The sequence below is a fragment of the Pedobacter sp. B4419 genome (assembly GCF_059693725.1).
The window spans coordinates 875,116-896,605 of the sequence record NZ_JCASSL010000001.1; the positions used below are offsets into that span (position 1 = coordinate 875,116).

Sequence of the window (21,490 nt, forward strand, 5' to 3'; positions counted from 1 at the left end):
GTATTTTATCGCGCTAGCTAAATCTTTAATTTTCTCGAAAATTAAGCAAGAGTAAAGCACTGGTCATGAGGAAATTTCTGTTCCTATTTGTAGCGTTGGTAATGTTTTTCGAATTCGCCTTGGCACAAAAACCTGTGCTTACCATTCCCTCCGGACAAAACTCTTGGATTTCGGCCTTTTCCATTACACCTAATGGACAATACCTGGTTTCGGCAGCTATGGACAGGTCCGTTAAAATCTTCGACTTGAAAAGCAAGCGCGAAGTATTTACTTTTTGGGGCCATCGCGATTACGTACAGGCCATCGCTATCACACCAGATAACCGTACGGTAGTTAGTGGCGATCAATATGGAGACATCGTTTTTTGGGACCTCAACTCCGGAAAAATCCTAAAAAGAGATACCGTAGCTCATACCAGAAACGTCATGTCGATAGACATTAGCAGAGATGGAAAATATATGGTTAGTGCCGATTGGGATGGTACCGTCGCCAAATGGGACCTCAAAAAAATGGATACGGTTTATCGCTATCAATACCATGAATACCCCATTACCAAAGTAGGTTTTTCGGCTACCGGAAAGTATTTCATGAGCATCTCGCCAGATACTTCCAAAACCGATACCCTGCATAATATCGAATTCGTAAATGTGGCAAATGGAGAGACGGAGGGAAGCACCTATTTAAGTTCGGCGCTATTTCGCTCGGCATCGCTGTCGCTGGATGAAAAATACATCTACTATGTAACCGAAAAGCCTGCCGAGATTAGGAAGTACGATGTTTTTGAGGCAAAAGGTGTATTTAAAAAACCGTTGAGCGAGGGTTTGCCTTTGGATATCTTGACACTAAATACGAAAACGGTAGCTATCGTGTGCAGAAATGCGGATCGAAAAGCTGTATTTCTGGTCTATGACATGGAACAACAACAGATCCTGAAGAAAATCAAAACAGACATCTTTGTGTCGAATGTGCTGCAGGGAAATGTTGTTTTGCAGCAATATCCAGGCAAACCCAATACAATCGCATTCATTACTGGCTTTAACCTGAGCGTTTACAGTTTGGATCTCCAAACAGAAAAAATAGAGCGCTTAAACGCCAAGCAAACGGCCTATCAGGGAAATCCTATCCTCATCAATAATCAATTGTACCTGGGCGGAGAAGATAATGTTTTGAAGAAATGGGACCTCAAGAGCAATCAGATTACTTCTTTGTTTAGGGATACTTCGCATATTTATTACCTGGCCAATTTGGGTAAACATTTGTTGCTGTCGAGCTATGAGAAATGGATGGTTTGGGATAAGGAAACGAACAAGGTCATTAAAACCATTCCAGAACCCGATGCAGCGAATGCCGTCAAGATTTTCCTGAATAGTAATCATCAATATCTTGCTATTCCTTTAAGCAATAACAAGATCAACATTTATCGAACGAGTGATTACAGCCTTTATAAAGTGCTTGATATTGGTTTTGAGCCTAGCGCTTTCGATATGTTGTGGCATGATGAACACACCCTGGCCTTTATCGCCAATAAGGATGGTGGCAAGGTCATCTATTTTTATGACCTGGATAAGGGAATGCTCAAACAACAGATCAACTCAAAATATAGCATTGCTAAGCTGGCCAAACTGAGCGATAGCATTTACGTAACGGGTATCAACGGTGGAGTAATCCGTCTGTTTAATAAGGAAACCAATCAAATGATCAAGGAAAGGCGCTTAAGGCCCAGTGGCAATTTTCAATACCTGGCTTATGAGCCCAAACTCAGGCAAATTATTGCCAGTCCAGACGATGGCGTGATCTATTTCCTCAATCCGGTTACCTTGGCCACAGAAAAAGTATTGGTCGGTCATCAAAGCTGGATTGTGGGCCTCGAATTTAATGAAGATTATAGCAGGCTTTATTCTACTTCTTATGATAATTCGATAAAAATTTGGGATTTTAAACAGGCCAAGGAAATCAGCACATTTGTGATTTTGAATGAAAAAGAGTGGGCTACATTAGGCAAAGACAATCTTTTCGATGCTTCGCAACAAGCCATGAAGCTGATGTATTATGTGGTAAACGACAGTGAGGATAGCACCATGCCTTGGAAAATCATTGAACTGGAGCAGCTGAAACATCGCTATTATCAGCCTGGTTTATTGCAGATCCAATTGGGCTATAACAAAGAGCCTTTACGTGTGGTACCTGCCTTAGACCAAATTGAATTGGCGCCTCAATTAAAATGCAGCATCTCTAATCAGAATTTGTTAAGTATTCGGCTGAAAAATCAGCGTGGTGGCCTAGGCAAAGTGGCGGTGTACCTGAATAACGCCGAAGTAATTGCTGATGCAAGACCCAAAGGCAATGCCGATAAAAACCTCTCAGAACTCCAAATTACTGTCGACTTGAACCATTTTAGTCAACGATTTTTAAATGAAGACCAAGTGCAGGTGAAAGTGGTGGCTTGGAATGGTGCCAATTGGCTGAGTACGGCTCCAGATACGATTAATCTTAATTTAGCAAAGCGCAAAGGCACTGTTGTGAAAAATACATCAGTTCAAAAAAGTACCGAAAAACCTCGTTTGTTTGCCTTGGTATTTGGTACATCAGATTATAGCGGCAACCAGATAGACCTGCGTTATGCAGGCAAAGACGCAGCCGATTTCGCGGGAGCTTTAAAACTGTCGGCGCAAAAACTGTTTGGCCTTGGCGAAGTAGAAGTTAATCTGTTTAATTCAGAAGCTACGGAATCAAAGCAGCCTACCAAAAAGAACCTGATAACAGCCCTGCAAGAATTGGCGAAAAAAATGAAACCTACCGATATTTTGGTAGTTTACCTTTCAGGCCATGGTGTGAATTTTGGCGGGGCCGATGGCGATTTTTATTACCTCACCAAGGAGGCGGCAGGTGCTGATGCTGTTTATTTGGCCGATCCGGCTATCAGAAATACGACTGCAGTATCGAGCGCCGAGCTTACCCAATTGCTTAATCAGGTTACTGCCCGTAAAAAGATGCTCATTCTCGATGCCTGTGCATCGGGCAAAGCGACCGAAACCATGTTGGCAGCAGCGAGAGATGTTCCTTCTAGTCAGGTGAGGGCTTTAGACCGTATGCAAGACCGTACCGGATTTTATATTTTATCGGGTTCAGCTTCGGATGCGGTAAGTTACGAATCTTCAATTTATGGCCAAGGTTTGTTGACTTATTCGCTGTTAAAGGCCATGCGTGGAGCTTCTTTACGGATTGATGGAGCGGAGGAATATGTAGATATCCAAAAACTCTTGCAATATGCCGTTGATGAAGTGCCCAAATTGGCCGAAGGCATTGGTGGCATTCAAAAGCCTTTATACCGAAGTCCAGATAACCAGCAAAGCTTTGACATTGGGAAAGTAGACGAAGAAGCCAAGAAAGCCATTATTTTGGCCGAACCCAAGCCTGTTTTTGTAGCGGTTGGATTGCAGGATCCAATAGAGCTGTTTGATAAATTGAACCTGTCTGAGAAAATCAATGCAGCGCTTAGGGAAAATACCACCAAGGGCAAAACGGCCGATTTTGTGTTTACCGAAGCCAAAGACTATCCTGGAGCCTATCGAATTTCTGGAACCTACGAACTGAAAGAGACTCAGCTTACTTTAAAATATGTGCTGATCAAAGATAAGACTAGGGTAGGCGAAGTGCGTACTTTTGTAGCGAATTACAAAGATGCCACAAGCTTTGCCGATGGTTTTATTGCCGAACTGAAGCAGACTTTCAAAAAGTAAATATTGGCTATATTTGTGCCATCATGGATATTTTCCCCACCCAGTATTCAACGCTTTCTTCTCGCGCCTTAAAAGATTTCTTAGAACAGCAATACGGCTTCTCCCAAATGAAATGTCGTTTGCTTGTGCACAATGTGAGCGATACCTATTTGTTGGAGAATGAAAATGAAAAGTACATTTTTAAGATCTACCGCGATGCGCATCGAAAATTGGATGAAATTAAGGCAGAAGTAGAACTGCTCAACAGGTTAAAGGAGAGCGGAGCCAGTGTTTCTTATCCGATTAAAGCTTTGGATGGAGCACAAATCCAATCTTTCAAGGCCGCAGAAGGTACACGCTATGGGATTTTGCTAAGCTATGCCTTGGGCAAACCTGTATACGATCTTAACCAGCAGCAACTAGAAACCTTGGGTGTGGAGATGGCTAAAATCCATCAGCTGACTTCGGTTATTGAACTTGAAAATCCAAGAAAAGCCTATACCATAGCTACCATGATTAAGCAACCTCTACAATTGCTTGAACCTGCTTTTGAAGGTATGGAACAGGAATATGTCGAACTGGTTCAAATGGCAGAAGAGGTGATTCCCAAAATAGAGCAACTGGACCTGACTAACTTCAGCTATGGCTATTGCCACTATGATTTCCTGCCCAAGAATTTTCACTTTCAGGAAAACGGCCAGCTCACCTTTTTCGATTTCGACTTTGCTGGCAAAGGACATTTGATTAATGATGTCGCCTCTTTTAAGATCCATTATTTTTTTGAGTGCTACCATAACAAGATGACGAAAGCACAGGCCGAAAAATCGTTTGGAACATTTGTGGAGGCCTATCGAACAGTAAGGCCTTTAAGCGATGGGGAATTAGCAGCTATTCCTTATTTTGGCTTCGGCTTTTGGGTGTTTTACCTCGGCTTTCAATATGAAAACTTCGATGATTGGTCGAGCATTTTCTTTGGCCCGGCTTACCTTAAACAAAGGGTAGGACTGATTAGGCAATGGCTGGAGTGGAGCGCTAATGTTGGCTGATTTGAGAATTAGCTTATTGCTCAATTACTAATCGGCAAAGCCAATTGAAAACCAACTATTGTTTAAAGATTTTCCCGTCTTTCATTACAAACAGCACTTGCTTGGTTTTTTGGATATCGGTTGTTGGGTCGCCTTGTACCGCAATGATGTCGGCCATTAAGCCTTTGCGCAGGCTCCCGATCTTTTCGCTGTAACCAAAAACTTTGGCATTAACAGATGTTGCCGAACGCAAAACGTCGATAGGTTTCATGCCATAGGCCACCATCAATTCCATTTCGCGGGCATTGGTGCCATGTGTGAAAACGCCTACATCGCCACCCATCAAAATGGTAACGCCATTGCGAAGGGCCGATTCAAAACTTTTCTTTTTGTTTTTAATGCGTTCGGGTTCGGGATCTATCCCCTTTTTCCAGCCATCGTATTGCGAAACGGCATCGCCTGCAGCCAAGGTAGGGCATAGGGCTACTCCTTTTTCTTTCATCAGCTTAAATATTTCATCATCGCCATTATCGCCATGCTCAATGGTAGCTACACCACCCATAATCGCCCTTCGCATTCCTTCTTTGGTTGATGCATGTGCAACGGTAAGCCTGCCACTGCTTTTGGTGATAGCGCTTGCCGTGGTAATTTCATCGATGTTAAAAGTTGGTGCAGGCTTGCCATCTAATCCCCAGCGGTAATCGGCGTAGAGCTTGATCAAATCGGCACCCTTACTAATCTGCAGGTAAACCTCTTTGGCCATTTCATCGTTGCCGGCAACTTCTGCAGCGCCTTGTGGCAAATCCAAATCGGCATTTTTATAATTAGGACCATAGCTTCCTCTAGCCACAATAGCCTTGGTGGCAATAATCATCCTTGGTCCGTTAATAATTCCTTTTTCTATAGCCTGTTTCAAGCCCACATCGTCAAATTGCGAACCTTCGGTGCCTAAGTCACGCACGGTAGTAAAACCAGCCATTAGGGTGGCTTCCGCATGCTTAACAGCTCTTGCAGTTCTTTCGGCACGGCTTTCTTTGAGCACTTGATCATTCCAGCTTACTTCATTATAGGGGTGGAGAAACAAATGCGAATGCCCTTCGATAAAACCCGGCAGCAAAGTAGCGCCTGGCATTTCTACAATTTTGGTATAGGCAGGCAGTTTAAAAGTCATGGGACCAACTGCCTCGATTTGTTTGCCTTTAACCAGCACTACCCAATTGGCGTGGAGGTTCTCGCCATCAAAAACCTGTGCAGGCTTTAAAAGAATGAGTGAATCCTGCTGGGCAACTGCCGATAGGCCAAAGAAAAGCAATATAATGGAGAGAACCGATTTCATGAGTTCAAGATAAGAAAAAAGGGAATGCCTAAGTGGCAATTCCCTTATTCCAGTCGAGGTGTAATCACAAATTTACCTTAACGACTTGCTGAGGCAAGATTTGAGCCTATTATTTTAATGGCGTAGCTGCATTTGAATTGCTGATGAACAAAAAGGCATCAAAGTGATTGCTGATATTGGTTTTATCGTTGCTGCTAGGACCGCTTTTGGGTGCGTAGCCAATAAAACGCATCGGTTTAACTTCGCTCTTGCTGTTGTATTGATCAGGATAAATGTAGAAAGCTGGTTTGCCCAAGCCTACAAATTGGGTTTCCCAAGAGTCGGCCACTGTTTTTTCTAAAGGATAGGCTTTCATCGGGTTGGTATACGTATCTCGCGATTGTTCGGTGGCTGCAAAAGTACCGCTAGCCGTTCCGGTACCCATTACAAAATATTGGTTGGGGAACAATTTGGCAATTTCTCCGCCCATGCCGCCAACAACATTGTCGTAAATGCCCATTTTGGCAACATGGCCATTATGCGCCCAAATTACCATTTTATCGGTTGTTCCCTTTAAAATTTCGGCCACATTATGGGCCATGTTTACATCGCGACTTGGTTCTTCTTTTTTAACGGCTTCGTAATAGAACGGCGCAAAACCTTGTTTAATGTTTGAAATGATCAGACGGCTTTCCGCTTTTATTTGTGCAGGTAGCGTTGATTCTTCAATTTTTTTGTCGAGGCTATCGGCTGTTAAATAACCTTTGTAGCTGCTTTTGCTCATGGCAGCAAAATCTATTTTGCTGTCTTTAACATTCATGGCTTCCCAAGTAGCATCTTGAAAAGCAGCAGGTGCTTTTAGTTGTGCCACGCCAGCTAATAAGGCAGACTGATTGGCCAATGCTTTTTGCAGGGCTTCTACATCTACATTCATATAAACATAGTCGATGCCATCAACAATTACTCTTTTTTTGTGGGTTTGGTTATAGCTTTTTACCCAAGCCAGCAGTTCTTTGGTTTCTTCGTTCTGCCAAATGCTCAGTAATCGTTTTTTCATCAAGGCATTCAAATCTGTGTTGCTGCTAAGCTCTTGGTTCAATAACAGGCCATCGCTTAAGTCATTTTCAAAGGCAATATGGGTAAAGCCTTTTTTCTCGATCAGCTCGCGGGTAATCCAGTAGCGTACTTTGTAAAATTCGGCGGTTCCATGGGTGCCTTCGCCTAATGCTACTATTCTTTTATCGCCCATTTTCTCGATTAAGGATTTGGCGTCTTTTATAAATACCTGCCTGTTTGCGAGCTTAAGTTCTTGTACAGGAGCCGATTTTTGTGCCGAAGCGTTGAAAGATAAGGTCGCAAATGCGATAAGAAGTTGAAGTGTTGTTTTCATGTCGTTGTTCTTTGATGAAGCAAATCAACACACAAAAAGCAGTTCTGCTATTCATTATTCGACCAAGCATTAGCCTGGCCCTATTAAATGTCGGCAGGTTCTTTTAGTCGTGCAAAAACAGGTCTTCGTCGAAAACAAGCCGGCAATAATCAATTAATATTGCGAATTTAGTCCCATCATGAAGAAGCCAGTATTCACCTTTCCTCTTTTTTTCGAGCTGATCATTTGGCTGCTCTATGTTGCCGTCTATAAATATTCGGTCTATCTGGAAAGCGTGAGACTACCTCATATCCCCAACAACGATTTTCCTTACCTGCAGATTTGCCTGTACAGCATTTGTTCAACTTTGTTGGTTATCCCTTATTATCGTTGGCTTGTGCCGTATTTTTTGCAGCGCCGTGGATACCTATGGTTATTGTTGATTACTGTAGCTTTTTTCGCATTTCTAATTCCGTATTACAACTTTGGCCTTTCGTGGATTTTTGATCAGGCTACAAAAGGCATGGAAGTGAATAAGTTTCTAAGCCATGCCTATATGCACTGGGATTGGAATATGTTGCTGACAGATTTGATCGCCTTCTTTTGTATTGGCCTATCCAGGTTCTCTTACCAAAACGAAATTAAACGCCACCAGTCTGAAACCGACAACCTGCATTTGCAGTTGAATATGCTCAAAACCCAATTGCAACCTCATTTCTTATTCAATACGCTCAACAGTTTATATGGTTTGAGTTTGGTGGGATCAAAAGAAACGCCGCGCTTTATATTGTTGCTTTCGCAAATGATGCAGTATATTTTGTACGATTGCGATAAGGAAGAGGTAAGCCTGCAAGAGGAAATAGACTTTTTGAAAGGCTATTTTGAATTGGAACAACAGAAATTTCCAAAAGCTAATATTTTCTTCGAGGCACCAGCAGTAGATGAAACGATTAAAATTCCGCCTTTGCTGTTCTTGCCCTTGGTAGAAAACAGCTTTAAGCACGGCCGGCATAAACTGGAAGACCATGCTGGTGTAAAAGCCGATTTGCAAGTAACAGCTACAGCAATCAAGTTTACCATTCAAAACGACAAGTTGCAGAATGTGCCTGGTTTTGGCGCAAAAAAGCCTGGAGGGATTGGTTTGGTGAATATTAAAAAAAGACTGGAACTTTACTATCCTCAGCAGCACCAACTGTTATTTGAAGAAGAGAACGACCAATATAAGGCAACTGTAATTTTGAATCGAAAATGAACTGCATAGTAATAGACGACGAGCCAATGGCGCATCAGGTATTGGAACATTACATTGGTCAAACACCCAGTTTGCAACACTTGGCTTCTTTTAGAAATGCGGTAGAGGCTTTCGAGTACCTGAGCAAGCACCAAGTGGATCTGCTTTTTTTAGATATCGAAATGCCCTTGGTTAATGGCTTACATTTTTTAAAAGCCTTAAGAGTAAAACCCAAGACTATTTTTACCACAGCTTATAAACAGTATGCTTTTGAGAGTTATGAACTCGATGCTGTTGATTATTTGTTAAAACCATTTTCGTATGAGCGTTTCATGAAAGCGGTAAACAAGACTGGGTTGTTGAATGCACCAACGGAAGAGGCCCCTGTCAATCACCTGCTGATTAAAGATGGCCATAGCCTGCTTAACCTTAAGCAACAGGATATCATTTACATAGAGGGGAGCAAAGATTACGTGAAGCTTTTTACGCAAGATAAGTCCTATCTGGTTTACCAAACCCTAAAAGGCATATTGGAACAGCTTAATCCTGATCATTTTTTACAGGCCCATCGTTCGTATATTGTTAACAAAAACCATGTGCAACGTATTGTGGATAATAAGCTGATCCTTAGTAATCAATCTTTTATCCCGATAGGCCCTTTGTATAAAAAGGATTTGCTAGGAGCGATTAATCGCTGATCAACGTAGTTTAACTCCAATTGTTTTCATCAGGTCAGGCTTTAACTAAAAGGAAATTTCTAAATATGCTTTGATTCCACTCTGCTAAGCGTATGTAAAGGCAATGATTCTTATTTTTCTTTAAGCGCTATTTAGGGCTAATTATTCATAGGATCGTATGAAACAGCTTTTTGTGTAATGTTTTTGTTTCAAAGGGAGTTTGTCCTTATTCGTCGAGCTTTTGTGCCTTTCTACCCCGAGTCTGTTTCCAAGACCATTGCTTCAAGGTAATTTTGTGTCGTTGTAATTAATCTATTAAAATTATTCATTAAAAAATAAGACATGAAATTATTCAGAAACATCATTATCGTTTTGCTTTTATCATTGGCAACTCATGTTGCCTTCGCACAAAAAATGAAGGAGCCAGTTCGCATCAAGCTTAAAAATGGAGCTACCCTAATTGTGGCGCAAAATGAGGGATTAGGCAAAGTATATGCTCGTTTAACGATCGAAAGCCAAAATACACCTGTTGAAAAAGACGTACAGCTTTTCCAGAGCTTCCTCAATCAGAAAAGCATTGAATTTAATAAGAATGCAGCTACAGCTAAGGATGTTGTGCCTCATGTAGAATTAACCAGTACTGAAGCCAATGTAGGAAGCAATATTGCCGATTTTGAGCAGACCCTACAATATGTTGCCGATAATTTCTTTAGTCCACAGGCAACTCGTATCAAAAACGCCGATTTATTTATCACTATTGCTGGCGACATTAATGTGGCAACAGCTAAAACAATGGTCAACAAAATGTTCGCTCAGCGCACATTGACTTCTTTATAAACCCTACCTACCCATGAAATATATGGCCAAGCCTGGAGTGTGAACTTCGGGCTTTGTTATTTGTTTATAGTCTTGCACTAAAATCTATTATTCTTCCATGTCAAGCAATTGCTTGATAATTGGTCTAAAATTTTTGCCAATAGGCAATTCCTGCTTGTTTTTAAGGTAAATCGTATTTCCTTCTATGTAGTGCACAAATTTTTTATTCAAGATGTACGATTTGTGGATACGGACAAAGCTAGAAGCAGGCAACTGCTCTTCGAAGCTGCTCATGGTTCTCGGTGTTAACAGAAAGCCGTTTTCACGCCAAACCTTTACATAATTGCCCAAACTTTCCAAGTACTGTATTTCGTCTATTTGCAACAAGATGGTTTTCTTGTCGGCCTTAATGGTAAGTTGCGTATTTTCGGAATCAGGGGCAATTGGAGCTGTTGTTATAGCTTTTGAAGCCTGTTTTTTGAGGTTATGGATTTCCAAGGCCCTATTGGCCGCCTTGAGCAACCTATCGAACCTAAAAGGCTTGCGCAGGTAATCGCAAACATCAAGATCAAAGCTTTCCAATGCATATTCTTCGTAGGCAGAAGTAATGATGATGATGGGCTTATGGTTCAAGGTTCTGATAAAATCCAAGCCGTTGAGCTTAGGCATGCGGATATCCAAAAAAATAAGGTCGATTTCGTTGTTGCTTAAAAAATCAAGAGCTTCTGTAGCCCTGTAAAACTGGCCCGCGACCTCAATAAAGGGAATATCTTCCAAATAGGTGAGGATAATGTCGTGGGCCAAAGGCTCATCATCGATAATTAGGCAACGCAAACTCATGACAAATGGAGGTGTAACTCTGCTTTAAAAATAAAATTATCTGAACTTATAATCAAACGGTGTTCCTTAGGATAGAGCAATTCTAGGCGTTTTTGGAGGTTCTCGAGTCCGATACCGGTGGGTTTTCCAGGCTCGTAGCGTTCAAAAGAATTTTCGCAGCTGAAATAGAGCTCCTTACCTTGGCAATCCAATTTCAGTTTTAAAAATGCACTTTCTTCAGCAGGCTCAATACCGTGTTTAAAGGCGTTTTCTATCAAAATAATGAGCAGCAAAGGGGCAATGGTTAATTGATCATCGCTTATTTGCACTTCAAAATCTAGATCCAAGGTTTTTCTCAGCCTGATTTGTTGCAATTGGATATAATCTTCCATGTACCTGAGCTCCTCAGCCAAACTCACCTGTTTTTCCTGTCCTTTGTAAATGGTGTAGCGCATCAGTTCGGCCAGTTGTAAAATGCTCTCAGATGTTTTTTCAGATTTCTGCAAACTCAATGCATACAGGTTATTAAGCGTATTGAAGAAAAAATGGGGATTAAGCTGCTGTTTGAGCAAATCGAGCTCGGCCTGCGATTTCTCTTTTTCCAATGACATGATTTGGTTATTCTGCTTGCCCCACTGCAGGGAAAGTACAATTGGCAGGCTCAACACCATAATGCCGATCACACTAAAGGCATTTTCTAAGTCGAATGGGTTGGCAGAGAAAATATCGCGACCAAAAATCTTGTTAATAGGCAAGAACAATAAAAGCTGCGCAATAAAAGGATACAAAATCGCTACGGTAGCGAGCAGGCTTAAGATGTAGCTGATCAATCCCTTTTGCTTTAAAATTTTGGCAACCAGAAAGCGATTGTTGATGTAAAAAAAGAGGTAGCCTGACAAATACATCACTAAAAATTGCGCGAAAAAGCTTAGAAAGGTTCTGAAATGAAGGATAACCTTAAAAAAATCGAACTCCAAACCTACCAATAAGTTGTTTTTCTGCTCATACCTGGGGTTGCCCATGCTTGATACCGCCATGATAGAAATGGTCAATGCAAAAAGCACTATGCTGATAAACACGGCGTTTTCCAACCCTATTTTTTTGATCCATTTGATATGCCTGATCCTATTCTGGTAATAGTTATTGATGCTCAGCAACAGCTCCAAAGCCAGACAAAAGCCAGCTGTAAGCGTAAATAGGCCAATATAGGTAGTAGGAAACAGCAAACTACATAGCGCCGTGATTGCCGGAACGCAGATCAAAAAGCAGAACAGCCAATAGCGCAAGTATTTTTTTCGGCTGTTGTTGATCGACAGATTGGGCTTCAGCCAGGAGAAAATGAAACAAGGCAGCATGATCGGAAAAGTAAGCGACAAATAGTTGAAATAATTGCCCCAAACAGGTGTGCCCTTATCCAGTAGGAAGAAAATAGCTATCCAAAGCCAAAGTCCTATAAAAATAAAGAACTCCTGGTGTTTGAAAACTGCATTTAACCGAACCGATAATTTATTCATTGCTTTAAAAGTAGCTAAAGAACGGCAAATTGTATAGATCCTAAAATCTAAATGATGAAAGTAAGGTTTTTGGTGATGAAAGGATACAAATGATGCGTCATGCCGGGCACCGATCTGGCATTTCAATGAAGAAACCCTGAATGGAGGTTCAGGGTGACGATCTCCGAGCGTTCGTCATCATTTTCTTCGCCTTCGTCATTAAAATTTAACCATGCGAAAAGGGCATGCTTTCTTTGTGGCATCTTAATTCAGAAACAACATGGAAAGACTTCATATTCAAAACCTTAGTAAAAGCTATGGCAACGGCGTAAAGGCATTAGACGATGTTTCGCTCAGTATTGCCAATGGCATGTTTGGATTGCTTGGCCCGAATGGCGCTGGCAAATCGTCGCTGATGCGTACGCTCGCCACTTTGCAATTGCCAGATAGCGGACAAGTTTATTTCGACGGACAAGACATCTTCAAAGACTCGCAAACAATGCGCAGCCAGTTAGGCTATCTGCCTCAGGATTTTGGCGTATATCCACGAATTTCGGCAGTAGACCTGCTAGATCATTTGGCCATTTTAAAAGGATTGCTGAACAAAAACGAAAGAAAGGAACAGGTGATGTCGCTCTTGCAGCAAACCAATCTTTACGATGTGCGCAAACGTTCGGTAAGCAGCTATTCAGGTGGTATGCGTCAGCGTTTTGGCGTGGCACAAGCCTTGTTGGGCAATCCGCAGTTGATTATTGTAGATGAACCTACAGCAGGACTGGATCCCTTGGAGCGCAACCGTTTTCACGACCTGTTGAGCGAAATAGGCGAACAAAAAGTAATTTTGCTTTCTACCCACATCGTGGAAGATGTACACGACCTTTGTCCTGAGATGGCTGTTTTGGCTGGCGGCAAGGTGATCCTAAAAGGAAAACCATCGGTCTTAACCGAAGGCCTGAAAGGCAAGATCTGGCGCAAAACCGTTTCTAAAGAAGCGTTGAGCGAATATCATTCGGCATTAAACGTAATTTCTACCCGCAGGCTGGCCGGTAAAATCCAATTGCATATATTGGCCGATCACAATCCCGGAGATGGCTTTGAGCCTTTCTATCCTGGTTTGGAAGAAGTTTATTTTTCGGCCTTGTTCGATGCCAAACAAGTACAGGAGGAGGCATCGTTATGATCGGCAAGCTCTTCAAATTTGAACTGAAATACCATTTTAGTCAAATTTCCTTTAAAATTACCGCAGTACTGTTTTTTGTATTGGGTATGGTGATTATTAAAGGCAGTTTTGGAAGCAGCGACGTGTACAAAAACTCGCCTTATACCCTTACTTCGGCCATTAGCTTTTTGTCGTTGCTAACTGTTTTTGCCAGTACTTTGTTTTGTGCCAATGTGGTGTTAAGAGACAATGTGCACAAAATGGATAGCGTTGTATTTACCACTTCGGTAAAAAAGATGCCTTATTTTTTGGTGAGGTTTGCTGGTTTGGTTACCGCTACTTTCTTTGTACTTGTTTTAGCTTTGCTGGGTATGTTGCTAGGAGCCAATATATTAACTCCCGATCAGTTAGGCCCATTCAAGCTAAGTTATTGTTTGCAACCCTTATTTGTTTTCGGCTTGCCCAATATATTGTTTGCTGCGGGGATTATTTTCTGTACGGCAATGTTGACCAAAAACACCAGGGCCATTTATGCATCGGGTGTGTTGCTGTACATTTTATACATGGTAGCATCTATTTTAGGCAATTCGCCTTTGTTGGCTACCTCTGCCTATAAAACGACCGATTCGTTGGCTGTTCCCATTTTGACTGACCCTTTTGGCTTGGCTGCATTCTTTTCGGAGGTGAAAACCTGGACAGACCTGCAGCGGAATATGCAACTGTTTCCGATCGAAGGCCTTTTTCTCCTCAATCGCTTATTATGGCTCGGCTTTACCTTCATATTGCTTTTCTTAAGCTATAAGCTTTTTAATTTCAGGTTGGGCTCATCGGTTAAAACCAAGCAACAAAAAACAGCAAAGAGAAAGTTTGTTCTTATTCCTTTTAGAAATTTCAAAACAAACCCTCAGGGTTTTGGCTACAATTGGAAGGTGTTTACCTCCCAATTTAAACTGGAAACGGCCTCTCTGTTTAAGCATATTTCGTTTATGGTGCTGCTCTTGTTATGGATTTTCATTTACACGATCGAGCTCAAAGAAAACATCTTTAGCGGGCAGTACGGCACTTCGGCATATCCTACAACCGGACTTATTGTAGAGCAGTTGAGATCGATGCGTTTTTCTTTGATTTTGGTGATATTTTTTGCAGCCGAATTATTGGGCAGCGAGCGCACTAGCAATATCCATGCGTTAATTTATGGTACGCCTGTGAAAAATGTCTCGATATGGGGCGCCAAAACTTTGTCGCTGATGGTTTTAGTGTGGGCATTGACTACGGTTAATATTGTAATCGGCATTGCCTTGCAACTTACCCACGGCTATTTTAACCTCGAGCCATTAACTTACCTATCGCTGTATTATTATAATGCGGTTCCACTCTGCTTGTTTGTAGTACTCATTGTTTTTGCACAAAACCTGAGCGCCAATAAATATGTAGGTATGGTGTTGGGCCTGATCGTAACCGCAGTATTTGTTATGGCACAGCGATTTGGCTTAGAACATTACCTGTTCCGTTTTGCCGGCGTTCCGGACATGGAATTTTCAGATTTTAACGGATTTGGCCATTATGCCAAAGCTTTCAACTGGTATATGGGTTATTGGTTTGGTTTGAGCCTTTTATTGGCAGGTCTGACCATCGCTATGTGGCAAAACCAGCTTAATTTAAACCTTTTGCAACGTTTTAAACGTGTGGGCAGCTACATCATGGGCCATAAATTGTTGTTCGGTTGCGCCATCGTAATCTTCCTAACCAGTGGAAGCTATATTTACGAGCAAACTAATGTGATTGGAGGCTATAAAAACAAAAAGGCTATGCTCGATTGGCGGGTAAGCTACGAAAAGAAATACAAGGCAATGGATACCTTGCCTCAACCAAACGTGAAATCGATCAAAGTAAATGTCGATTTGCTGACTGATGAGGCTAAATACCAGGTGCAGGGCAGTTACGTGCTCAAAAACGAAAGTCAAAAAACCATTAACCAAATTTGGATAGACATTGATCAAGAGGTAAGTGCTTTTGAGGCAAAAGTGGATGTTAAAGCCAATTCTACAGTTGATGAGGAGTTTAAACAACGGTTCATTACGCTGGCCGAACCTTTGAAAGTAGGAGATAGCATTAAGCTCGATTTCTCTTTTACCGTGTTTACATCAGGCTTTAGCCCATTTAACAAAGAGAATTCGGTGGTTGAAAACGGATCTTATATTGAACTCGAAAAATATGTGCCTCATTTTGGCTATGATTCGGGATTGGAGATTGAGGATAAACGCGCCAGGGAAAAAGCAGGGCTGGTACCTCGCATTGTTGGCAATTCGACAGACAGTGCCTACCACCTGATTAACCTGGAAACGATTGTTTCTACCGCTGGCGATCAGCAAGTGGTTACGGTTGGCGAATTGCAACGAAGCTGGACCAAAAACGGACGTAACTACTTCCACTATAAAACCCCAAAACCAATTGATTTTATGTTCGCGTTGAGTTCGGCCAGATACGAAGTAAAAAAGGAATTGTGGAAAGGTGTTGAATTGAAGCTCTATTACCTCAAAGGACACGAATATAATTTGGCTGATATGATGCAGGGTATGAAAGACGCATTGGATTTCGGCAACGACAATTTTAGTCCTTACCAGTTTAAACAACTGAACTTGGCCGAAATACCGCAGTATAAAGGAGCGGCAACTGCTTATCCGGGCGTAGTATTTAGTGCCGAAAGACTAAGCTTTGTAACCAATTACAAGGAAAGCATGATCCAGCATAGTTATGCCATTGCTGCGCACGAAGTAGCACACATGTGGTGGGCCAACCAACTTGATCCCTTACCACAACCAGGTAGTGCTATGCTTACCGAATCATTGGCCAAGTACACCGAAGCGGTTTTGGTAGGCAGGCGCTACGGATTGATGAACCTCCGCAAATACCTCAAATTCGATAATAACCTTTATTTTGTGTACAGCAGTACCGATGATGAAGAAAAGGCTTTGGCTAAATCTTACGACCAGCCTTATATCTATTACCAAAAAGGTGGGCTGATCATGTATGCCTTGAAAGAAATGTTGGGCGAAGACAAAATGAATGGTGCCTTGAAGCAGTTCTTGGCCAAGCATAGCTATCCGAATAAGAGGGCTGGAGCACAAGATTTGTTCAGCGAACTGTATCAAACCGCAAAACCGGAACAGCAACAGTTTATAGCTGAAAGCATCAACGATATTGTAGTTTATAGAATGAAGCTCGATGTATTAGAGAGCCAAGCGCTTCCAAATGGAAAATATAGCCTGAAAGTAAGGGTAACTATAGTGCCAAAAGAAAAGGGAGCCAAGTATTCGCTTAATCCAAATATCGAGCTCGATTTGGCAGTTTTTGAACAGCTGAATGAAGATTGGACCGATGAGACTAAACCTCTTTATTTGAAGAAATATCATTTTGTTAAACCCCAAACAGACATTAATCTCATCGTTAATAAAAAGCCTAAAGCGGTTGCGATAGATCCTTATGCCTATGTTTTAGACGATGATCAGTCGGATAATATACAAGTTGTAAAATAAAAGAAAAAGCTCCGATAAGGAGCTTTTTTGATTAATAGGGGCTCTTTATTCCTTTTAGTTTTAAGTAAATATTAAAATCTATTTAACAAAAAATAATAATTTATTAGTTTAGTATTTATAAACATAGTAAAGTACTTGTAAATTATGAGTTAGTGCATTTTAGTTAATCTCTATTCAAACCTAAAAACCTATGAAAATCTTAAAGAGAACCACTCGTCTTTTGTTAATCGCTACTGCTATTTTGGCAATGGCCTGTAAAAGAGAAGAAAAAGAGCTTGCCGTTTCGGCCAATGACAAATTAGGTACGGTAAAAAACCTTTTGGCAAAGCCGAAAAAAGTATTGTTTATAGGTATTGATGGCTGTGTTTGGAAGGCCATTACCGCAACTAACGCCCCAAACCTTAAAACCCTGATGGATCAATCGTGGACAAGCACAAATGCCCTCGCACAAATCCCTACATGGTCGGCAAATGGCTGGTCGGCTTTGTTTACTGGGGTAGGCGTAGCCAAGCATAAAGCTGCCGATAACAGTTTTTCGGGGTCAGATTTTGTAAACTATCCTTCTTTTTTTAAACCAATTAAAACAAGTCTTCCCAATCTGAGAACAGTCTCTGTGGTTACTTGGTCGTCTATTAACGATTTTATTGTAGCTACTCCGGATGTTAGTCTCAAGGTAAATAACGCTTCTGATAATGCAACCGAACAAAAGATCATTACCGAGCTTACGACCAACAATGCAGATGTTTCTTTTTGCCATTTCGACGATGTGGACCATGCCGGCCACGCCAGTAATTACCGAACAACTACCCAAATGTATATGGATTCGGTAAAAGCGGTTGATGCAAGGGTGGGTAGGATTTTGGCTGCCGTAAAATCAAGGCCTACCTATAACAATGAAGATTGGCTCATTGTAGTGGCTACAGATCATGGGGGAGATTTAAGCCATGGCGGTTCAAGCTATTTGGAACAGAATGCTTTCATCATACTCAACAACTCGGCTATCAGCCCTCAATTGATAAATACCCTGCCTAGTACAACTATAGAAACTCAACCTAATTCAATCACAACTGTAGATTTTAAGCAAAATGTTTATGCCCAGTTGCCTAGTCTAAGTAATCTTGATCTTTCGGCAAGTGGAAGCTTTACGATCGAGTTTAGGGCCCGTGCAACTTCGCAAACAAGCGATCCTGTGATTATTGGAAATAAAAACTGGGCAAGTGGCTATAACAAGGGCATTATCATTTCCAATAGGAATGGAAAAATCAGGGCTAATTTTGGAGATGGAACACATCGATTGGATATTGATGGGGTAGACCTTAGTGACCAAAATTGGCATCAAGTTGCTGTAGTGGTTAACCGAAGCACGCAAAAGGCCATACTTTACGATGGTGGAATTCAAGTTGCAGAAGGGAATATTTCGGCAGTTGGAGATATGCAAAGTGGTGTAACCTTTAAGCTTGGTCAAGACGGCACCAGCAATTACAATCCTTATTTTACCGGCAATATAGCTGAAGTTAGGATTTTTAAATCGGCTTTGGCACCAGCAACCATTAGCAGTTATAGTTTTACATCAATTACGGCCAGCCATCCCAACAGTGCCGATTTATTGCTTTATACCAAAGGAAATGACGGTTCTGGAACAGTTTACAATGGCAACGTAGTAACGGGTAACATCGGCATTGCTGTTAAAAACGGCACAACGGTAACCTGGAGCGCATTAACAGCACCTCTATTTTATCGTCAAACAACAGATTACCATGGTGCGCCTTATCTTTATTCGGTTGCCCCAACTATTTTGAGGTTTCTTGGAATTACGCCACCATCTAATTACGATGGACAAAGCCTAGTGAATTTCTGATTTTAAACAATAACAAAAGCCACAGATTAACAGATTTAGTTTTAGCAAGCATGCAGGAAACCTGTTCTTGACCAAATCTTATGCATAAGCTGTTAACCTGTGGCTATGCTTTATGTCCGCGTCAAAGGTGATGATTTGTGATAGCTAACTATACCAATGAAGGCGCAATCCCATACTGTTTTTTAAAGGCAAAGGAAAAGTGGGAGAGGTCTTCAAAACCTAAATCAACATAAATATCGGTTGGAGCCTTGCCTAATTCCTTAATCAAATAATGGGCTTCTTTTAAACGGCGTTGGATGAGCCACTTGCTTGGCGTAAGGTGAAAGATCTTTTCGAAATCCCGTTTAAAGGTCGATAAGCTTCTTCCCGTAAGGTAGGCAAACCTGTTCAAATCTACATTGAAATGAAAATTCTTGATCATGAATGCCTCTAGGTCTATTTTGCCGGGTTCAGAAAAATCGAATAGGATATTTTTCAGCTCTGGCTTTAATTGCAACAAGAGCAATAGCGCTTCTTTTTGCTTAACCGCTACCAAAGCCCTGTTTTCGTTTGCGTTAAACAACGATTCATAGGTTTTTAGCGTTTCCATGTAATTGGCCAAAATAGGCAAGTGCCCCAAACCAATAAATGCTGGCGTTTGTACAGGCTTGTTTGCTTTCTGGCTATATTCCACGCTAAAATTACGCAGGCTATCTTGATCGAAATAAATAGAAATGGAACGGTATTCGCCATTCTCTGGAGGCTGTTTGGCATATTTGGCCAAATGGTTGCGGCTACAGAAATACAAGTCGCCTTCCTTAAAGTGCTGACTATGGTCGATATCGATCATTTCTACGCTTCCCGATACCAAATAGCACAAAATGTGCTCTGGAATAAACTGTTCTCCAGATCGGCTACGGTGAAAATAGCAGGAGTATTGAATGGGAAGACGTTCTGTTGTATGGCTCATGGGTGATTAAAGCTAATAAACTCTAAAGAAATAAAGCAAGTCTTGCTGTAATTGATTTGTCACAACAAGACTGCGTTTGATTATTGGATGATGGTTTTAGGTTCTAAATAAGCTTCCAAACCATAAACACCTAGCTCACGACCCAAGCCCGACTGCTTAAAGCCACCAAAAGGTGCCATCGGATCATGTTTAAGACAGTTGATCAGTACACGGCCGGCATTGATTTGTGCGGCAACACGATTGGCCCTTTCTTCATCGCTCGAACTTACGTAAGCCTGCAGTCCATAATTGGTATCGTTGGCAATGGCGATGGCCTCATCTTCGGTTTTGTAGGTAAGAATAGAAAGTACAGGACCGAAGATTTCTTCTTGGGCAATACGCATTTTGTTGTTTACATTGACAAATACGGTTGGTTTTACAAAATTTCCGGCTTCCAAGCCTTCAGGTTGATTTAAGCCACCAACCAAAAGCTCGGCACCTTCATCAATGCCCAGTTGGATATATGATTGCACACGGTCATATTGTTTTTGGCTTACCATTGGTCCAATAGTGGTATCAGCTTCGCTTGGTTGGCCAACTTTCACTTTAGATATACTTTCTTTGACCAGGGTTTTAACTTCATCCAAACGATTTTCGGGCACCAATAAGCGGGTTCCGGCTACGCAGGCCTGACCACTGTTCATGTACGAGGCACTAATTGCCATCGGGATAGCTGTGGCAAAATCAGCATCATCAAGGATTAGATTTGGCGATTTGCCACCCAATTCTAATGTAACCCTTTTCATGGTATCTACCGCACCTTTGGCAATGGTTTTTCCCACTAGAGTAGAGCCGGTAAATGAAATTTTGGCAATGCCGGTATTACGGGTGATTTCTGCACCTACAACCTGGCCAAGGCCATTTACAATGTTGAACACGCCTGCTGGTAAACCTGCTTCATGCAAACATTCGGTAATAATTTGCGTTTGCAGGGCGCTCATTTCGCTGGGCTTGATTACTGCGGTACAGCCAGCTGCAATGGCTGTAGAAAGTTTGCTGCAAATGAAGCCATTGCTGGCATTCCAAGGTGTAATGATGCCCACAACACCAATAGATTCTAAACGCACTTTCGATTGGCCAACGGTTTTTACAAAGTCCATTTGTTTAAGCACTTCAATGTTTGCCAATATGCCGTCTAAGGCAAATTGTGTACTCATGGTGCAAAACTGTAAGCTACCGCCATATTCTTTTACCATTACCTGGATCAGTTCTTCTTTTCTTTTGGCTACAGCATCGTGCATTTTTTGCAAGTAGCTGATACGCTCTTCTTTAGTGGTTTTAGAGAAGGTCTTAAAAGCCTCTTGAGCAGCGTTAATGGCATTTTGGGTGTCCACTTCGTCGCCTAAAACTACACGGCCAATCAATTCGCGATTTGAAGGGTTGATCAAATCGAAGGTATCGGTGCCATGAGGTTTTACAAAGGCGCCGTTGATATAAATGTTTTCTATTGTTTTCATCTTATTTTCTTTTGATACCACAAAGATC

At 41.6% G+C, this 21,490-nt stretch carries 14 protein-coding genes; 8 read left to right on the forward strand and 6 right to left on the reverse strand.

From position 1 onward, the window contains the following. Positions 1 to 65 precede the first annotated feature (65 nt). On the forward strand, positions 66 to 3,740 hold the full coding sequence (locus AC570H_RS03535; protein ID WP_497351771.1) for a caspase family protein: 3,675 nt from the start codon (positions 66 to 68) through the stop codon (positions 3,738 to 3,740). 23 nt (positions 3,741 to 3,763) lie between these two features. Then, the gene (locus AC570H_RS03540) at positions 3,764 to 4,765 is read left to right on the forward strand and encodes a phosphotransferase enzyme family protein (RefSeq protein WP_497351772.1); all 1,002 of its coding nucleotides are present in this window, start codon (positions 3,764 to 3,766) and stop codon (positions 4,763 to 4,765) included. A gap of 55 nt (positions 4,766 to 4,820) precedes the next feature. On the opposite strand, the gene AC570H_RS03545 is transcribed toward AC570H_RS03540, so the two are convergent. Continuing rightward, entirely contained in the window at positions 4,821 to 6,080 is a 1,260-nt protein-coding gene (locus AC570H_RS03545; protein ID WP_497351774.1) for a metal-dependent hydrolase family protein, read from the reverse strand. Positions 6,081 to 6,189: 109 nt separating this feature from the next. Further along, positions 6,190 to 7,449 (reverse strand): erythromycin esterase family protein, encoded by a 1,260-nt coding sequence (locus AC570H_RS03550; RefSeq protein ID WP_497351776.1) that lies wholly within the window; start codon positions 7,447 to 7,449, stop codon positions 6,190 to 6,192. Between the two features lie 178 nt (positions 7,450 to 7,627). Between AC570H_RS03550 and AC570H_RS03555 the strand changes: the two genes are divergently transcribed. The 3 genes from AC570H_RS03555 to AC570H_RS03565 all read left to right on the forward strand — a co-directional run bounded on the left by AC570H_RS03555 (position 7,628) and on the right by AC570H_RS03565 (position 10,173). Further along, a complete protein-coding gene (locus tag AC570H_RS03555) occupies positions 7,628 to 8,680 on the forward strand; it encodes a sensor histidine kinase (protein WP_497351778.1) in 1,053 nt (350 codons plus the stop codon). Then, positions 8,677 to 9,357: a LytR/AlgR family response regulator transcription factor gene (locus AC570H_RS03560; protein WP_497351780.1), complete on the forward strand. Its 681-nt coding sequence runs from the start codon at positions 8,677 to 8,679 to the stop codon at positions 9,355 to 9,357. Before AC570H_RS03555 ends, AC570H_RS03560 begins: the two co-directional genes overlap by 4 nt. Positions 9,358 to 9,678: 321 nt before the next feature. After that, positions 9,679 to 10,173 carry a hypothetical protein gene (locus AC570H_RS03565; protein ID WP_497351782.1) on the forward strand — a complete coding sequence of 165 codons (495 nt, stop codon included), beginning with the start codon at positions 9,679 to 9,681 and terminating at the stop codon, positions 10,171 to 10,173. Positions 10,174 to 10,260: 87 nt separating this feature from the next. Here AC570H_RS03565 and AC570H_RS03570 read toward each other — a convergent pair whose 3' ends face one another. Both AC570H_RS03570 and AC570H_RS03575 read right to left on the reverse strand, forming a co-directional pair. Further along, on the reverse strand, positions 10,261 to 10,992 hold the full coding sequence (locus AC570H_RS03570) for a LytR/AlgR family response regulator transcription factor (RefSeq protein ID WP_497351784.1): 732 nt from the start codon (positions 10,990 to 10,992) through the stop codon (positions 10,261 to 10,263). After that, positions 10,989 to 12,485: a sensor histidine kinase gene (locus tag AC570H_RS03575; RefSeq protein ID WP_497351786.1), complete on the reverse strand. Its 1,497-nt coding sequence runs from the start codon at positions 12,483 to 12,485 to the stop codon at positions 10,989 to 10,991. The genes AC570H_RS03570 and AC570H_RS03575 overlap by 4 nt, the downstream gene beginning before the upstream one ends. Before the next feature lie 259 nt (positions 12,486 to 12,744). On the opposite strand from AC570H_RS03575, the gene AC570H_RS03580 reads away from it, so the two are divergent. The 3 genes from AC570H_RS03580 to AC570H_RS03590 all read left to right on the forward strand — a co-directional run bounded on the left by AC570H_RS03580 (position 12,745) and on the right by AC570H_RS03590 (position 19,017). Next, positions 12,745 to 13,644 carry an ABC transporter ATP-binding protein gene (locus tag AC570H_RS03580; protein ID WP_497351788.1) on the forward strand — a complete coding sequence of 300 codons (900 nt, stop codon included), beginning with the start codon at positions 12,745 to 12,747 and terminating at the stop codon, positions 13,642 to 13,644. Then, positions 13,641 to 17,159, forward strand: coding sequence for a M1 family aminopeptidase (locus AC570H_RS03585; RefSeq protein WP_497351790.1), 3,519 nt, complete (start codon positions 13,641 to 13,643; stop codon positions 17,157 to 17,159). The genes AC570H_RS03580 and AC570H_RS03585 overlap by 4 nt, the downstream gene beginning before the upstream one ends. 190 nt (positions 17,160 to 17,349) lie before the next feature. After that, positions 17,350 to 19,017: an alkaline phosphatase family protein gene (locus AC570H_RS03590; RefSeq protein ID WP_497351792.1), complete on the forward strand. Its 1,668-nt coding sequence runs from the start codon at positions 17,350 to 17,352 to the stop codon at positions 19,015 to 19,017. A gap of 148 nt (positions 19,018 to 19,165) precedes the next feature. Here AC570H_RS03590 and AC570H_RS03595 read toward each other — a convergent pair whose 3' ends face one another. After that, positions 19,166 to 19,966: a helix-turn-helix domain-containing protein gene (locus tag AC570H_RS03595; protein ID WP_497351794.1), complete on the reverse strand. Its 801-nt coding sequence runs from the start codon at positions 19,964 to 19,966 to the stop codon at positions 19,166 to 19,168. Positions 19,967 to 20,046: 80 nt separating this feature from the next. Further along, entirely contained in the window at positions 20,047 to 21,462 is a 1,416-nt protein-coding gene (locus AC570H_RS03600) for an aldehyde dehydrogenase family protein (RefSeq protein ID WP_497351796.1), read from the reverse strand. Positions 21,463 to 21,490: the final 28 nt, after the last annotated feature.

Excerpts from the sequence above, each read along its gene's own strand:
- AC570H_RS03580 (WP_497351788.1), top strand. The coding sequence starts at position 12,745 with ATGGAAAGACTTCATATTCAAAACCTTAGTAAAAGCTATGGCAACGGC.
- AC570H_RS03575 (WP_497351786.1), bottom strand. The coding sequence starts at position 12,485 with ATGAATAAATTATCGGTTCGGTTAAATGCAGTTTTCAAACACCAGGAG.
- AC570H_RS03545 (WP_497351774.1), bottom strand. The coding sequence starts at position 6,080 with ATGAAATCGGTTCTCTCCATTATATTGCTTTTCTTTGGCCTATCGGCA.
- AC570H_RS03555 (WP_497351778.1), top strand. The coding sequence starts at position 7,628 with ATGAAGAAGCCAGTATTCACCTTTCCTCTTTTTTTCGAGCTGATCATT.
- AC570H_RS03595 (WP_497351794.1), bottom strand. The coding sequence starts at position 19,966 with ATGAGCCATACAACAGAACGTCTTCCCATTCAATACTCCTGCTATTTT.
- AC570H_RS03565 (WP_497351782.1), top strand. The coding sequence starts at position 9,679 with ATGAAATTATTCAGAAACATCATTATCGTTTTGCTTTTATCATTGGCA.
- AC570H_RS03540 (WP_497351772.1), top strand. The coding sequence starts at position 3,764 with ATGGATATTTTCCCCACCCAGTATTCAACGCTTTCTTCTCGCGCCTTA.
- AC570H_RS03600 (WP_497351796.1), bottom strand. The coding sequence starts at position 21,462 with ATGAAAACAATAGAAAACATTTATATCAACGGCGCCTTTGTAAAACCT.
- AC570H_RS03585 (WP_497351790.1), top strand. The coding sequence starts at position 13,641 with ATGATCGGCAAGCTCTTCAAATTTGAACTGAAATACCATTTTAGTCAA.
- AC570H_RS03560 (WP_497351780.1), top strand. The coding sequence starts at position 8,677 with ATGAACTGCATAGTAATAGACGACGAGCCAATGGCGCATCAGGTATTG.
- AC570H_RS03590 (WP_497351792.1), top strand. The coding sequence starts at position 17,350 with ATGAAAATCTTAAAGAGAACCACTCGTCTTTTGTTAATCGCTACTGCT.
- AC570H_RS03570 (WP_497351784.1), bottom strand. The coding sequence starts at position 10,992 with ATGAGTTTGCGTTGCCTAATTATCGATGATGAGCCTTTGGCCCACGAC.
- AC570H_RS03535 (WP_497351771.1), top strand. The coding sequence starts at position 66 with ATGAGGAAATTTCTGTTCCTATTTGTAGCGTTGGTAATGTTTTTCGAA.
- AC570H_RS03550 (WP_497351776.1), bottom strand. The coding sequence starts at position 7,449 with ATGAAAACAACACTTCAACTTCTTATCGCATTTGCGACCTTATCTTTC.